General features: G+C 66.5%; 4 protein-coding genes. 3 read left to right on the forward strand and 1 reads right to left on the reverse strand.

Going from position 1 to position 17,376, the window contains the following annotated elements:
• Positions 1-3 precede the first annotated feature (3 nt).
• From QX108_RS01105 to QX108_RS01115, 3 genes are all read left to right on the forward strand, one after another.
• The gene (locus QX108_RS01105; protein WP_315719686.1) at positions 4-1,617 is read left to right on the forward strand and encodes a PEP/pyruvate-binding domain-containing protein; all 1,614 of its coding nucleotides are present in this window, start codon (positions 4-6) and stop codon (positions 1,615-1,617) included.
• Positions 1,566-2,333, forward strand: coding sequence for an STN domain-containing protein (locus tag QX108_RS01110; RefSeq protein ID WP_315784766.1), 768 nt, complete (start codon positions 1,566-1,568; stop codon positions 2,331-2,333). Before QX108_RS01105 ends, QX108_RS01110 begins: the two co-directional genes overlap by 52 nt.
• A gap of 260 nt (positions 2,334-2,593) precedes the next feature.
• Positions 2,594-16,531 (forward strand): filamentous haemagglutinin family protein, encoded by a 13,938-nt coding sequence (locus QX108_RS01115; protein WP_315784763.1) that lies wholly within the window; start codon positions 2,594-2,596, stop codon positions 16,529-16,531.
• Between the two features lie 93 nt (positions 16,532-16,624).
• Here QX108_RS01115 and QX108_RS01120 read toward each other — a convergent pair whose 3' ends face one another.
• On the reverse strand, positions 16,625-17,221 hold the full coding sequence (locus QX108_RS01120) for an RNA polymerase sigma factor (RefSeq protein WP_172130593.1): 597 nt from the start codon (positions 17,219-17,221) through the stop codon (positions 16,625-16,627).
• Positions 17,222-17,376 lie beyond the last annotated feature (155 nt).

The raw sequence follows: 17,376 nt of genomic DNA on the forward strand, positions 1-17,376 counted from the left end.
GCAATGACGATCATACGGATTGGCGATGGCCGGCGTGAGCTGCCCGGCGCCGAAGAGGTCGGAGCGAAAGCGGCAAATCTGGCACGGATGGCGGCGCTGGATCTGCCGGTGCCGCCGGCCTTCGTGCTGCCGGTGCAGCTCTGCGCCGACGTCGTTGCAGGGAAGGGCCACGCGACGCGTCAGCTCGTCGACGGTTTGAAGGCGGGCATCGCGTTTCTCGAGCAGGCCACCGGAAAGTCGTTCGGCTGCTCGCGCAATCCGTTGCTGGTCTCGGTCAGGTCCGGCGCGGCGCGGTCGATGCCCGGCATGCTCGACACCGTGCTGAATGTCGGCTGCACGTCGCGGGCCGTGCGCGGCCTGGTGCGAGCGAGGGGGCGGCCACGGCTGGCCTGGGACTGCCGTCGGCGCTTGCTCGAGAGCTATGCGGAGACGGTCATCGGGATGGATCCTGCGCCGCTGACTGAGCGGTTGAACCAGATGATCGCGGCAGAGGGCGTCGCCAACGAGCGTGAGCTGGACAGCGAGGCGCTGGAGCGGCTGGCCTGCGAGGAGCGACGGTTGCTGGAAGATTCCGATGAGGACGGCTGGCTGGAGGATGCTGCGGTCCAGTTGGAGCGCTCGGCGCGGGCGGTCTATCGCTCCTGGACCAGCGAGCGGGCGCGGACCTATCGACAGCTCCAGGGATTGGAGGATCTCCAGGGCACGGCGGTGACAGTGCAGGCCATGGTGTTCGGCAATGGCGGCACGTCCTCGGGAGCGGGCGTTGCCTTCTCGCGCGATCCCTCGACGGGCGCGGACGCGCCGGTGATCGACGTCCTGTTCGACTCGCAGGGCGAAGACGTGGTGTCCGGCCGACGGACGCCGGAGACGGAGGCCGCGCTGTCCCGCACGCTGCCGGACGTCGCACGGCAATTGCGCGCCACGCTGAAGCTGCTGGAGGCCGAGTTCCGCGACGTCCAGGACATCGAGTTCACCATCGAGGAAGGCCGCTTGTGGATCCTGCAGACGCGCGCCGCCAAGCGCACCCCGCGCGCCGCGCTGCGCATCGCAGTCGACCTGGTGCACGAGCAGCTGATCACGCCGCAGCAGGCTCTCGAACGGATGGAAGGTGTCGGTCTCGAGGCATTGACGGAGACCTCGCTCGTCGCGACCGGCCAGCCGGCTGCCGTCGGGGTCGCGGCCTCGGGCGGCGTCGCAACCGGGCGGGCGGCGTTCGACAGTGCGTCCGCGGAGCGGCTCGCGGCATCCGGTGATCCGGTGATCCTGATCCGTCACGACACCAGCACCGCCGACATCGCCGGCTTCGCCGCGGCGTCGGCGATCGCCACCTCCGTCGGAGCTCGCACCGCGCATGCTTCTCTCGTCGCCCGCCAGATGGGGAAGCCGTGCGTCGTCGGATGTGCCGCGCTTCGAATCGATGGCGAAGCGCCGCTGGCGCGGATCGGCGACACCGTGGTTTCGCCGGGCGACTGGATCACGATCGACGGCAATGCCGGCTGCCTGTATCTGGGGCGCGGCGACATCGTTGCGCGGCGGCCGGAAGCCGAGCTTGCGGAGCTGTCGACATGGCGCTCGCTGCACGCCAACAGTGTTTCAGGCGCGGCGCCGGCTGCGTGACTCATGACGTGGGGACAGGGATGAGCGCGATGCGTCGTGCTGCTTCGTGGCGTCTCGTTGTCGCCGCGTTCGTTCTCCTCGCCGGCGCGGCAAGTCATGCCGGTGAAGCTGCCGGAGATGAGCAGCCTCGCTTGTTCTCGATCCCGGCACAGCCATTGGCGGCTGCGTTGCAGGCCTTCGGCCAACTGGCCGGGGTTCAATTGCTGTATGAAAGCAAGTCCGCCGAAGGGCGGCAATCCGCTGCGGTCGACGGGCGCTATACCTCGCATGACGCGTTGATGAGGCTGCTGGCGGGGACGGATCTGAAGGTGCAGTACAGCCGTCCCGGTGCGGTGACGCTGACCCTCGACGCGCCCGCGCGCGTGGAGGGCGCCGCCCCGCGCTTCGGCTCGGACCTGTCGCTGGGCACGATGCACGTCCAGGGCGGACCATCGCGATCGGCGCCGTCGCAGGAGTTCAGCGACTCCGTGCGCATCGACGTCCACAACGCGCTGCGCAACAATCCCAGGACGCGCGACGGCAATTATCGCGCCGTCGTGAACCTGTGGATCAGTTCCGAGCGCACCATCGACCAGGTCATGGTGGCGAGTACGACGGGTGATCCCGGGCGCGACACGGCCCTGGTTGCGGCGCTCCGCGGCCTCACCGTCAGCCGTCCCCAGCCGCCGGGAATGGCCCAGCCGGTGCGGATCGGCGTCAGCGTCAGGACGCACTGACCCCCTGCGCCCCACGGCTCGCCTGATGTTCCCGGCCAAAACTCTTTCAGTGCTGGCCCCGATCGATCGTCTGTTCAGCAGTGAGCCGAGCCGCGACCGGCCGGCGAGCTCGATGATCACGTTGAAGTCAGGAGCGGATGATGGCGCAGGGCAGGTCAACGCAGGCGAAGCGCGCTGCGACGGCGGCGCCGCGCCAATGGCGTGCCTCGCGCTCGTCAAGCGAGATCAGGCAACCTCTGCCCGCTCCGATGATCGCGCTCATGCAAGCCACGCGAGCGGCTCCGGCTCGTTTCCACCGGCTGCTGTGGCTCGGCTGCGTGAGTGCCGTCGCGCTGCTCATGAACGGCGCTGCCGTCCAGGCTCGTCCGCTCGGTGCGTCGGGGGCGGCGTCTGCGGCCGCGGCGGCGAGTGCTGCGGCATCGGCCACCTCTCAGCAGGCGGCGACGATCGCCAAGCAGTCGCAGGACGCCATGACCAGGGCGGCCGCGATGCTCAAGGCGATGCAGGCGGCCCAGGCGGCCGCCCGCAACGTCGCGACGGCCGGTGCTTCGACCAGTCTCGGCAACGGTCTGCCGGCGGTCACCGATGGTCTGTCGCACGGCGGGCTCGTCGTCGATCCGCGCGTCATCAATGCCGCGCAAGCCGGAGCGTCAACCAACTTGTGGGTCGGCGCCGATCAGCCGGTGCAGGCGAGCGCGGCCAACGGGCAGACCACCGTCACGATCAACCAGACCGCGCCCCAGGCCATCATGACCTGGTACCAGTTCAATGTCGGAAAGAACACCACGCTGGTCTACAACCAGCAGGGCAATCCCGGCTGGATTGCGCTGAACCGCGTGGACGCCACCGGCAGGCCCAGCCAGATCCTCGGCAACATCAAGGCCGACGGCACCGTGCTGCTGATCAACCCGAACGGCATCATCTTCGGCGGCGGCAGCCAGGTGAACGTCGGCTCGCTGATCGCGACCACCAACGACATCGCCGGAACATCGGTCGCAGCGGCCGCCTCGGTCTTCTCCGGCGCGAGCCCGAACTACAGCCCGCAGAGCGTCAGCGCGAACGGGACGTCCTATTCGTTCGCGGCGCCGGCCAACGAAAGCAGTGCCAACGACTACTTCGCGCAGAACGGCCTCTTCGTCACGCCGGTCACGAACTCCGGCGTGGCCGTGGCCAGCGGAAGATCTGCCGTGTTCGTGATGGGCGACCAGACGCTGGGATCGGTCGGCGGCGGCGGCATCCTGGTGCAGCCGGGGGCGGACATCACGATCAATGCGGCGGCCTCGACCACCCGCAACGGTTTTCTGGCTCTGATCGGACCGACGGTCACCAATTCAGGCACGCTGACCGCCAACAACGGCCAGATCATCCTGGCGGCCGGAAGCGGCATCGTCCTCACCGAGCCGTCGTCGAGCGCGACGGGCGTGGCGCAGGCCCTGACGGCATCGTCGTTCTCGCCGAGCACGACTCAAGTCTATGTCAACACGAATGGCGACTCTATCCAGCTGTCGCCCGCGGTGGCCACCAAGTCGCTTGCCACGGCGCTGCCCAACGGGGCTCTCGCGACGAACGATGGACTCATCGTGTCGAACGACGGCGCCGTCAGCGTGGTGGCCGACAGCATCCGCCAATTGGGCGTGATCGAAGCCACGACGAGCGTCAATCGGCCAGGCTCCATCCGTCTGAACACATGTTACACGACACCGATCGCCAATGGCGCGATCGGCAGCATCGTGCTGGGACAGAGCAGCCTGACCACGATCCTGCCGGATGAGACCAGCAGCACCATCCCCACCAGCACGGCCACGTCGACCTATTTCGCGGCCAACGTCCAGCCGCAGATCTCGATCAAGGCGAGCGGCGACATCGATCTGCAGGGCAGTGCGGACGGTGCTGGAGGCGCCTTGCTCAGGGCGCCCGGAGCGGCGGTCGAGCTGGCCGCCGGAGTGACGAGCAGTGGCGGGAGCACCGTTGTCGGGACGACCGGCACGGTGTTGCTGGAATCGGGCAGCAGCATCGACCTGTCGGGTCTGGCGGGAGTGGTCCTGCCGACCTCCAACTATCTCCTGACCTTCAAGGTGACCGCCGCAGAAGTCGCCGACACGCCGTTGGCCCGCGGTCTGATCGGCAGCACCGTCACCATCGATTCCAGGCTGAGTGGGACCCGAGCCGACGGCTCGTCCTGGGTCGGCTCGCCTCTGCTCAATGCGCAGGGCTATACAGGTCTCATTCCGAAGACCATCGACGAGCTGTTGACCACGGGCGGAAAGCTCTCGATCTCGGCGGGGCAAAACGCGATCACGTTGCCGGGATCGTCGATCAATCTCTCCGGCGGCTACGTCCAGTATGCTCCCGGGTTCGTCGGCACGACGCGGGTGATCGGATCTAACGGGCGCGTCTACAACATCGGCAGTGCTCCGTCGGATCTCAGCTTCACGGCTCTCGGCGGCTTCAGCGTCGATCACGCCCGCTGGGGCGTCAGCGAGACCTACGCCAGCATCCTGTCGCGCGGCTCCTATGATCCGGGCTACATCTCCGGGCGCGGCGCCGGCAGCGTCGGCTTCAGCGCCGCGGCGCCGATTCTGGAGGGATCGTTCGCCTCGGCGATCGTCGCCGGCGAACGCCAGCGCGCCGGATTGGAGGCCATGCCGAATGGCGCGGGCCTCAGCATTGCCCTGTCGGGCACCAATGCCGCCACTTACACCGTGCTGCTGGAGCCGAAGGCTGACGCCGGACTGGATCCGTTCGGACTGTCGACGTTCAAGCTGGGCTCGTCCTGGACGCCGACGCTGGCCCGGCTTGCCGACGGCACCCAGGCCTTCCCGATCTTCAGCGATCTCCTGACGGACTCCGCCTTCGGCAGCATCAGCATCAACACCGGCAGCAATGCCATGCTGCAGATGACTGCGGACGCTGCCCTCACCGTGCGGCCGGGCGGCAGCGTGACCCTCGGCAATGTCGCGCGGATCGATGGAACGATCACGGCCCGGAGCGGCAGCATCTCCCTGACCGGCTTGACGATCGCAAGCGGCATCCCGCAGTCCGTCGCGCTTCAGGATCTTCTCGTCACCGGTGAACTCAACGTCAGCGGACTATGGGTCAACGACAGCGGTGCCGACCAGGGCTCGCTGCTTGGATCGGCCTATGTCAACGGCGGCTCGGTCACGATCAATACGATCGCGAGCGAGGTCTTCGCATCGGAGCTCATCAGCAGCGGCACGACGACCGCAGGCATGAATTTCAGCACCGGCTTCTTCTACAGCATCACGTCGATCCAGGACACGACGCGCAGCATCAGATTGGCGCAGGGAAGCGTGATCGATGCATCCAGCGGCGGCTATGTCGATCGCACCGGAACGATGAAGAAGGGCGCTGACGGGCTGCCGCTCGGGAAGGGCGGCAGCGTGGCCCTCAAGACCTATGACGGCGCGTCGTTTACCACGCCGATCTACGGCGTCGCGGCGACCGCCATCGGAGGTCCCGCCGGGGTCATTGTCGCGGCGGGAACAGGGTTCTACTACTATGCAGACAACGGCGGCGGAACGACGGTGCTTGCTCCGCTCAGCAATCGCGCCAACACCTATCTCGACGGGAGCATTTTCGCCCAGGGTTTTTCCGGCGGTGGCACGTTCACCTTGCAGGCGCCCTATGTCCAGGTCGGCGGCACCGGGGCCATCTCCTACGGCGCGGGTGAAACCCAGAGCAGCGGCGTCGGCGAGATCAGCCTCCCGACCTCCTTCTTCAATAGTGGCGGCTTCGGCAGCTACGCGCTGATCGGACTGGCGGAAGTCAACGTCGCCGCGAACACCGTCCTGACGCTGAGGCAGTCCAATCTGCTCGCGCCGGCGTCCGGATCGCTCGCCGCGCGGGACACGAGCGCCGGGAGCGCCCGCGACTTCGCGCAGGCCGGGACGGTCGTCGACGGCCTGCGCAAGCCGCTCAGTCTGTCGCTCAAACAATCCGGCATCGATCTGTCGCAGTCCGGATTCGCCACCGTGACCGGCGGCATCGCCGTCGGGACTGGCGCCACGATCACGGCCGATCCCGGCGGATCGATCGACATCGTCGCCGATCAGGCGATCAGCTTCAAGGGCACCATTTCAGCCGGCGCAGGCGCCTCGGTCATGATGGTCTCCAACACTGCGTCCACGACCGTGGCCGGTACTGTCCGGGCGCAGGGCGGGACGATCAGTATCGCGAGCCCGGGAAATCTCACCATCGCGGCAGGGAGCATCATCGACGCCAGCGGCGTGTTCGTGCCGGACCAGACGGTGACCCGCTATGCGACGGGCACGGTCTATGATGGCGGCACGGTGACGCTGCTCAGCAACAACACGGTCGAGGTGCAGCCGGGCGCGGTGATCAACATCGCCGGTGCGGCGGGTGTGATCGAGCTTCCCACCGGCCGCGACGTCGAGAGCAGGGCGGTGTGGAGCAATGGCGGTGCTCTGCAGGTCGGAGGCTTCACCGTCCATCTCGGCGGCAGCCTGTCTGCGGCGGGAGGTTCGGCGCTCGCTGCAGGCGGATCGCTGTCGCTCGGGGATTTCATCCTGCCCGAGACGCTTGCGCCCTACGCGTCGGTCTTCGCAGGCGCGGTCTACAATTCCGACACGCAATCGGTGGTCGGGATCAGGTCGGGCGTTCTCGTGGCCCAGAGCGGATCAGCGACGCCGTCGACGACGGTCACGCTGACCGCCGACATGATCAACAGCAGCGGGCTCGATTCTGTCACCCTTTCATCGGGCGGCTATCTCCAAGGCATCGCAAAGCCGGCGACGATCGGCTTCGCCGGCTCGACGGACATCCATGTGCCCGGATCGCTGGTGCTCCACAGCGGCAGCAATCTCATCAGCATCCTTCCGGCGGGCTCGACCCTCGCCAGCCTGTCCAGCACGCCGGCCAGTGTCGGCGGCGCGACCGTCAGCCTCGACGCCGGCTACATCCGGTTGGCGGGAACGACCGCCGAACAACTGACCTCGTCCCCCGCGGTGAGGAACATCGCGGACGGCACGCTTTATGTCGGCTCCGACGGAGTCTCGCATGGCCGCTTCGTCACGCAATGGATCGACCTCCAGGGCAATCTGTCGCTGGTGAACGTGGCCAATGCCATGCTGACCACGGCCGGCTCGGTGCGGCTGCTGCCCGGCCGCTATGGCAGCGAAACGCTCGTGCCGACGGGCTCGGCGCTCGGCGGCTCCTTCGTCACTCCGGGCCGGCTCACCATCACCGCGGCGGAGATCTTCCCGGCCACGAGCACCGCCTTTCTGCTGATGTCGACCATGAGCGTCAGCGACTCCTCACCAACGCTCGCGATCAAGCAATATGCCGGCAGCTCGCCGAGCGCTCCGTTGTCGGCTGGCGGAACGCTGGTGCTGGACGCGCAGAACATCGAGCAGGATGGCACGTTGTGGGCGCCGCTCGGCAGCATCGTCGTCGGCTTGCGCTCGGCCGCCGACATGCCGCTGGCGGTGACACGGGCGACGGTGTCCTCATCAGCCACGAGCTATTCGGGAGCGCTGGTCCAGACCCAATCGGTCACGCTCGGAGCCGGCAGCCTGACCGCGGTCTCGACCGGCGGGCTCGACATCCCCTATGGCTACACGGTCGATGGTGCCACCTGGTACTATGGCCTCGACCTGAATGCGAACGCGACCACCGCCTCGATAAATCCCGTCACGCAGCAAACGGCGGCGCCGGCGAAGTCGATCAGCATCTACGGTGCGTCGGTCGCGCTCGGCGGCAGCATCGATGCAAGCGGTGGCGGCGACGTCTATGCAGTCGAGTATGTCGCGGGGACGGGCGGGACACGCAACGTCCTTCTGAACTACCAGCAGGTCTCCACGGTCACCTCGAGCGGTACGAGCACCAGTTTTTCGTCGACATATGCCGATGGACGTCAGGTCTATGCGCTGGTGCCGGCCTATGAGGCTCAGGTTGCCGCCTACGACCCGGTCTTCAACTCCTATCCCTATTATTCAGGAAGGAGCGTGACGTCCGCTGGCCTGGTGACGAGCGGCAGCAAGCTGTCCAGCCTCCCGGCTACTGCGATGAACAACGCCACCGGCATCCTGCCGGGGACCTCCGTCACCCTGAGCGGCGGCAATGGAATCGCGGCCGGCACCTACGTGCTGCTCCCGGGCATGTACGCGACACTGCCCGGCGCCTACCGCGTGGTCCAGTACACGACCAGCAATGGCACATCGCCCGGCAGCTTCACTGGTGCCGACGGCTCCGTCTACATGACCGGCTCCCTGGGCAATGCGATCACCGGGTCCCGCTCGTCGCAAACGCTTCTGTTCCAGCTGCAATCGCAGGCAGTGTGGGAGCAATATTCCAAGATCAACATCACCAGCGGCACCAGCTATTTCTCGAACTATACGGTCAACAACGGTCTTGCTCCGACCGCCTTGCCGGTCGATGGCGGTCTGCTCGTGATCGGCGCCACCAGCAGACTGACCCTCGGCGGCAGCAACAATTTCGCTGCCGGCAGCAGCGATCTCGCACCGACGGTCCAGGGCGCCACGGGACAGATCGACATTGCCGCCGCGAACATTGCAGTCGTCGCCAGCGATCGGCTGGGCCAGTTCGGAACCGTCGCCGCCAATGGCGGATTCACGGCCAGCTCGGCGTTCGCCAACTACCTATTCCTCGACGCCGACCAGCTCAGCAGCCTCGGCGCAGGCAGCGTGCTGATCGGCGGCACGGCGTCCGTCGGCTCTCCGGGCTCGGTCACGGCCGTCGCGCTCAATCTCGAGGTCGCCACCGATGCGGAGCATCCGCTCAGCGGGCCTGAGATGATCCTGGTCACCCAGGCCGGCGGCAGCAGAGGGCTCACCGTCGACGCCGGCAGCGTCGTGAGCACGAAGGGCACCGTCTCCGGGACGAGCCGCAACATCGCCTTGAGCGGCGACGGCGCGCTGCTGCGGGTCTCGAACGGCAGCATGGTCTCGGTCACGCGCAGCGGCGCCATTGGCACCGGCAGCTTTGCGATCGGCACGAACGTCGGAACCTCGCAACTGGTAGCCGGCGCCGGCGTCGTGATCACGGCCGGCAACTCGCTGATGATCGACACCAGCGGGTCCGGTGCATTTGCGCCTGATCGCGTGAACGGCGGCGCGCTCGCAGCCGGCGTCACGCTCAAGGCGTCGAGCCTGTCGATTGCAGCAAACACGTTCAATTTCGGTCCCGAAGGATTGGCAACGAGCGGCCTGAATCTGACATCGGCTCAGTTCAATAGCCTGTTTGCCGGTGCTTCCTCGGTGACCCTGCGCAGCAACGCGGGCTTCGATTTTTACGCCCAGACGGGTCTCATGCTCGGTGATGCCGCCAATCCGATCGGGACGCTGACATTCGATGGATCCGGCTTCTACAGCATCGGCAACAACACCGCAGGAGCCAGTGTAACGGATTGCTCGGCCTACTGCGCCACCATCGCGGCCACCAACATCACCCTGATCAACAGCCGCGGCGCATCCGGCGTCAGTTCCGACGCCACCGTCACCGCAGGGGCGGGCGGCACGCTCAATCTCAATGCAGCCAAGGTGATCACCGCAGGCACGGGCGCCAAGAGCTTCGGTGGCTTCAGCAAGGTCAATTGGACCGCGGCCGAGAGCATCGCCTTCGCCGGCACAGGCAGCATCGATGCCGCCGCTGCCACCGCGACGGCAAAGTTCAACCTCAGCTCGGTCGCGATCAGCAGCGCCGGGACCGGCTATACCAGCGTGCCGACAGTCACGATCTCCGGCTCCGGCGGAATGGCTGCGACGGGTACGGCGCTGCTCGGCATCGTGTCCTTCAACGTGTCGACGTCCGGCACCGGAACGGGCTATCGCGCCGGTGATCTGATCACCATCAAGGACTCCGTCACTGGCGCCACGGCGACCGGAACGGCCGTGGTCAGCTCGACGGGCGCGATCACCGGCGTCAACATCATCTCGGGCGGCTCCGGCTTCAGCGGCGTGCTCGCCAATCTCACTTTGACGGTCACGACCGGCGGCTCCAGCGCCGCGATCGGCACCGCAGCCGCGCCGACCGTCGGACTGCAACCGCAGTTCGGCGTCGTCGGCGTGAACGTGCAGGGAGGCGCGGGCTTCACGGGAATTCCAACGGTCGCGATTTCCGGCGGCGGTGGCTCCGGCGCTGCAGCCCAGGCTGTCACGACGTTGGGCTCGCTGACCGTCGCCAATGGCGGCACCGGCTTTACGAACGCGCCGATCGTCACCATCACCGGAGGCGGCGGCTCCGGTGCGACGGCGACCGCGACGCTCGGCGGCTCGGCAGTGTCCGGGCTGACCTTGACCAATGGCGGCACCGGCTACACCAGCGCACCGACCATCTCGGTCTGGGGCGGCTCCGATCTCATCCTGTCGGCGCCAGACGTGGTGGTGAAAGCCGGCGCAAGCCAGACCGTCACTGCTCGCGGCAATCTCGTGATGCAGGGGAATGGCAACAGCACGTTGGCCGGCGATGGCAGCATCAGCGGCAGTCTGGCCCTGACGGGAGCATCGGTCACGGCGAAGAATGGCGTACAGATCGATGCCGCTGGCGGCAAGGTCAGCATGGCGGCGGCCACGGGCGACGTCGTCCTTGCATCGGGCGCTGCGATCAACGCTCCGGGGCTGCGGCTCCAGGTGAACAATCAGCTCGTGGACACGCCGGCCGGCAGCGTGCAGCTGACGTCCAATCTCGGCAATGTCAGCATCGTCGGGGCCAGCATCGACGTCTCCAACCCGTATGCCGGCTATGCAGGTTCGCTCGCGATTCAGACCGGCAACAACGGCGCGACCGGGACCGCCACGCTGGCTGGTACGCTCAGCGGGTCGGCGCGGTTCAACGATCTCGGCGGCACTTTCAGTCTGCTCGCCGGAAATCTGGTCGGTGCGCTGCCGCTCGACGGCACGAGCCCGAACTTCTCCGGCAGCTTCACGGGGACGCTGCAGGCCGGCGACATCGAGCTTGCTGCGGGCACCAGCCTGACCTCGCGCAATGTCCAGCTGACCGCTAATGGCGGCAGCGTCAATGTCGGTGGCACGATCGACGCGCGCGGCCTGAGCGGCGGCCAGATCTCGCTGTTCGGCACGGGAACGTTGCCCTCGGCGTCGGGCTGCACGTCCACCTGTGGCGTGTGGCTCCAATCGTCGGCACGGCTGCTGGCAAGCGCCGTCGGCCAGGGCGACGCCACGTTCGACCGCTATTCCTCGGTCGACCATGGGGCGACCAATCCCAGCGGCGGCACCATCACGCTGGCGACGACCGGAACGCCGACAGTGGGCGCATATGATCCCATCTACGGCTTCCAGCAGGTGTCGAGCGCAAATTCAGGCTGGATCAAGGTCGATGCGGGCGCGCTGCTGGATGTCAGCGGCGGCCCGACGGCCCCGGCCGGCCAGGTCATCGTGCGGGCGCCGCTGCTCAGCGACTACACCGTCAATGTGCGCTTCAAAGGCAACGTCGTGACCAATGGTTCGACGCCCGGCGGCGGACTGGCCTTGAACGCCTACGCAACCTGGAGCACCACCGACACCACGACGGGCGCCACCCATTTCGACGGCATCATCGATCCCGCCGGCTGGTTCGATGGCACCGGCACGCGCGTCGCCGGCACCGTCATTTCCGGCGATACGATCAGCTACAGCACGACCACGACCTACACGGCGGTGCCGACGATTCTGGTCGGAGGCGCCAGCGGCGTGGCCACCGCGATCATGACGACCCAGACGGGAGCGCTGTCGGTCCCGGCCGCGAGCCGAGGGACTGGCTTCGGCACCGCATCTCGCAACAATTGCAAAGGTGGTGGTGCATCGTTCACCTGCTATTCCGATGCAGCCATGACACTCAATGCCGTCACGGTTACGTTGACGGGCGGCGCCGGAGGAAGCGGACTGATCGTCACGGGTGTGACGGTCAGCGCCGGCACCGTCACGACCGTCACCGTGAGCAATACCGCGGCCATCGGCTACACCAGCCCGGTTACGCTGACCGTGACGGGCGGCACGACGGCGGCGACCGTAACCGCGAACCTGCTCTTGGCCGGCCTCGTCGCCACCAATCCGAACACGACCTACGCCACGGCCCCGACCGTCACGGCAAATGGCGCGAGCCTGACGGCCAAATACACGGTCAACCAGCCCTATTCGCTGTCGCAGACGACCAGCGTCGCCCAGGGCATCGGCATCTTCGTGCCGACCACCGCCAATGCCAATCACGTCAATTTCTATCAGAGCACGCTCACCGGCTTCGTCCAGAAGTCGCTGGCGAGCTCGGTCGCTGCGGGGAACGGCGATGCGTTCGACTTTGCCGGTGGCCTCGGCGCCATCCTGCACGTGCGGCCGGAGATCGTTCTGTCGAACCCGTCGACCACGACCAATGCCGGCAACATCACCGTGGCCAGCAACTGGAATCTCGGCGGCGTGAAAGGCCTGGTGAACGCCACGGCCTTCACGGCCGTGAACGGCACTCTGGTCAGCGCCAACACCGTCGTCACCGACGCCGCAGGCAAGCTCCTTGCCAACTACACGAATTACACGGGGCAGCTGGTCGCGACGGCCCAGACGCCGCTGGCCTATCGCACCGCGGCCGGCGAGCCGGGATCATTGACCCTGCGAACCGTCAACGACATTGCGGTCAAGGCGAGCATCAGCGACGGTTTCTTTGAAACCCGAGACTATTTCGGCGGGTCGGTGGCCGTTGCCGACCTGATTGCCAACAATCCCGCGCGGTCCGGCAATGTGGCGGACTACAACACGACGGCGGCCGCGGATCTCATGTCGCGGATTCCGGGCGTCAACAGCGGCTCGTTCTCGATCAACCTGGTCGCCGGCGCGGCGTTCACCTCCGCTCGCGACACCACGGCGAATCCCTACGCGGTGGCTCCCGTGTCCACGCTGACGGCAAGCCGCACCGGGAACGTGACGATCGACGGTCATGTGTATTCGCCGGTCACGACGACGTCGGGAACGACCACGACGACATCTCTCAGGATGATTCCGACACTGGTGCGCACCGGCACGGGAAGCATCACCATCGCTGCTGCCGGCAACTTCCAACTGCTCGACAAGTCTGCGCCGGGCGCCGTCTATACGGCGGGGGTCGCGACATCGACGCCTGCCGACTTCACCGCTCTGACGCTTCCACCTGTAGACAATTGTGCCGGGCTCGCCTGCACGAACGGCTATGTGAACACGCCCACCTGGGCAATCGGCGGCGGCTCCGTGACCATCACCGCTGGTCAGTCGATCGTCGGCATCGAGACGCCGATCAGCGATGCGTCTGGAAATTACGCGAGCTCCATGCAGCTGTGGAGTAACTGGTACTTCCATGGAGGCTGGGGCAACGGCACGGCGACACCGTTCGCCAATTGTACCGCGTTCAACAGCTGCCAGACCGCGGCCTGGATCAACTACGCATCATTCTTCCAGGGCATCGGCGCGCTCGGCGGCGGCAACGCGACGCTATCGGCGGGGAGCGACATCAAGCAGATCGGAGTCTCGCTTCCGGAAACCCTCGTTGTTGCCGGCGGCCTCAACGCCAACGATCCGGCGCACATGATCACCTATGGCGGCGGCAATCTGGTGGTGCAGGCCGGCGGCAATCTGCTGAGCAGCGACTTCTTGGTCGGTCTTGGCAGTGGCCGGATCAAGGTCGGCGGCACGATCAGCGCGGATCCCAACTCGTCGATTTCGGCGGCGCTGGTGACCGGAAACTCTAATGCAACAGCGAAGTCGGCCAATACCTCGCCGACCAGCAAACCTCTGGATCTGATCCTGGCGGTGCAGACCGGCTTCATCAGCGCGGTGGCGGGCGGCAGCATCAACCTGTTGTCGGCATATGATCCCGCTCAGCTCGCGGTAAGCTCCCCCATCACAGTTACCAGCCTGCCGGGCGGAGCCGCCAGCTCAACGTCATCCTGGATGGGCTCGCCGTTCACCACCTACGGCGCCCAGAGCGGGATTTCGCTGACTGCCGTTTCCGGCGATGTCACGTTGGCGACCGCCACAGCGGGCGCGGTCGTGGCGAAGGGAGGCACCGTCACGGGCAGCAACGCGCCGATCGTTTATCCCGCCACGCTCGACGTTGCGGCTTTGAACGGATCGATCGTCATTGGTGGGCAGAGCATCAACATCGTCCCGATCCCGAGCTACGACGGAACGGTCTCCGGAACGCTGGCGCTGATCGCCGCGCAGTCGATCAACTTCGGCGCCGGCTCGGGACTCGTCATGCTTGATCTAGCAACCGGTGCATCCAGCAGGTACGTGCACGGTGGGGCCGGCTCCGCCGCGAACTACATCAATCCGCTCGGGCGGCCGCTTGCGGATCTGACCGAGGCGCTGCACGCCAATGATCCCACGCCCGTCATCATCGCCGCCGGGCAGGACATCACGTTCGCGGGCACGGGTACCCTGACGCTGATCAAGCCCGCCGACGTAACCGCAGGCAACAACATCCTCTCTCAATTCGTCCTCACATCCGTGGTCGACGGTGTTCCGCAAAGCAACGCAGGCAACGCCACCATCACCTTCCAGAACAACAACACCGACGATGTCACCTCGCTGGTGGCCGGGAACTCGATCATCGGCGGGTCCTACACTCTTTATGGTCCGGGATCGTGGCTGGTCCAGGCCGGGCACAACATCGGTCCGCTCCGCCAGAGCGCGAGCGGCTATGCAGGATTGATTGCGGCCGGCAATGGCAGCAACTACGGCACCAATGCCGACGTACCAGGGAAGCTCGTCAAATACCTGCCGAACCAGAGCGCCGACATCTACGTCCTGGCAGGCGTGAAGCCGCGGCTCATGGACTATGCGTCTGCCATCGCCGAGTATGTCGATCCGGTCCGGTCCTCCACCAGTGGAATCGATCTGCTACGGCTCATCGCCGGTAAGCTGAACGACGGAGTTGATCCTGCCAAGAGCTGGGACGATGCCGCGCGGGCGCAGGCTTGGCGTGATTTCAACGCGCTCGCCATCGGCAAGCAGCACGCGCTGGTCGACCAAGCCTTGAGCGACTATTTCGGAACTGGCGCGCGTGCCAACTACGTGGCTTTCGTCAATCAGTACGTCGTGCAGTCTCCGCAGGCCGTCGGGTTTGATTTCCTGGCCGACATCGCCGGCGCGCTCGGCATCAGCAGGGAGGCGGCAAGTGCGAGATTTTCTAGCATCGCCGTCGGAGGCGACATGCCGACCTTGCGCGAAAAGCTCGCGATCGACCGCAGCTTCAACGACTTCCTCATCCGGGTCGGCAAGGATCGCAACGATCCGGCGAGCGCGTATGCCGGGGAGTATGGCCGCGCCTATGCTGCGATTTCGACGCTGTTCCCGGCGGCGCTGGGCTACACCGATAACCGCCCTGTCAACGGCGTCAATGGCGCTGCCAGCCGCGTTGTGACCGGCACGATCTCGCTCGGCGGCTCGGTGCTCGAGACACAGATGGGCAGCGACATCAACATCCTGGTGCCAGGCGGCAACATGAATGTCGGTCGTAATGGACGTGACCTGCTGTCTCCCGTCCAGGAAGGGATACTCACGCTCGCCGGCGGGACGATCCGCGGCTACAGCGACGGCACGATCCAGCTTGCGCAGAGCCGGCTGATGACCATGCAAGGCGGCGACATCGACATGTTCTCCGCCAATGGCGACATCAACGCCGGGCAGGGCTCCAAGACCTATGCGGCAAGTGCGCCGCAGCAGACCATCTGTGACGCCAACGGCTATTGCTACCTGAATCCGACCGGGCTGGTGACCGGTGCCGGTATCGCAGCGCTGATCACGTTGAACGGACAGGACCCGACGAAGAGCAATGTCAACCTGTACGCGCCGACGGGCACGATCGACGCAGGCTCGGCCGGCATCCGTGTCGCCGGCGATCTCAGTCTGGGTGCGGCGCGCATCCTCAACGCCTTCAACATCAATGTGCAGGGCTCTGCGACGGGCATTCCCACGGTGGCGCCGCCGCCGGTGGCGGCATTGACTCTCGGCAACAATACCGCGGCCGCGCCGCAGAAGCTCGCACCGTCGCAGCAGTCGTCCGCGGACGGGCGGGCCTCCATCATCATCGTCGAAGTGCTCGGCTATGGCGGCAGCCAGGCGAACTCTGGCGGTGAGGCCCCCGCGCGCAATGGCGGAGGCGCGACGCCGCCTCAGGGCAGCGGCGCCACACAGCAGGACTGCACCGAGGGCTCGGGGGAGTGTCGGTCCCAACCGTGATGCTTGCTCCGCACCGACGCGGGGGCGGGAACCACGGCTCGCCGGCGCGCTGATCATCACGCGGGGCGCGATGTGACCGCGTTGCTTCGCAGGTTAGCCGGTATCCTCCAGCGCAGGCGTCCATGGGCGCAGGGCAGGGCGGTGCGACGCGTGAGCATCGCTGCGTGACGGCAGCCGGCGCTCCAGCGATCGCTCGAGCTGGCCTGCGCAATAGAGCAGCGCCTCGCGCAACTCGACCTGAATGCGGCGCACGGACACGCGGTGCCGCTGCGCGATCTGATGCACCGACTGTTCGTCGACGAAGGTGGCGAAGACGATGTCGCGCTGGCGCGCTGACAGCTGCAGCAGAATGCGCCCCAGCGCAGCGATCTCGGAGCGGGACTCGACGATGCGAGCCGGATCGGGCGAGTCGTCCGGGACGTCCAGCAGCGCGTCGATCTCGGATGTCGTGAGCCTGCGGTTTTCGGCAACGCGCCGGTTGTTTGCAAGATTGAGCGCAGTCCGGAACAGATAGGCACGCGGGCTTTGGACGGCGCCCACGTCGTTGCCGCACTCCAGGCGGAGAAACGTATCCTGAAGCGCCTCGCTCGCCAGCTCGGTCGAACCCAACCGCCGTGCGAGTCGTCGTTTCAGATCGTCATAGCCATCGATCAGCGCGTTGAGCAGCGCCGCTCGGCCCGAATCCCGCATCTCGGAAACGCCCGCCCCAGGGTGACCTTTCGGAACACGCGGCCGCGAAGGTCTCGTCACTAATAAAGTACCGGCTCACGATGACTGACCCATGACATGTGTTGCGGCACGTGTCTGAAATGCGCGTTGCGCGGGATTGCGCCATAGGCGCTGCT

Source organism: Bradyrhizobium sp. SZCCHNR1002, from assembly GCF_032381435.1.
GTDB classification, from domain to species: Bacteria; Pseudomonadota; Alphaproteobacteria; order Rhizobiales; family Xanthobacteraceae; genus Bradyrhizobium; species Bradyrhizobium aeschynomenes.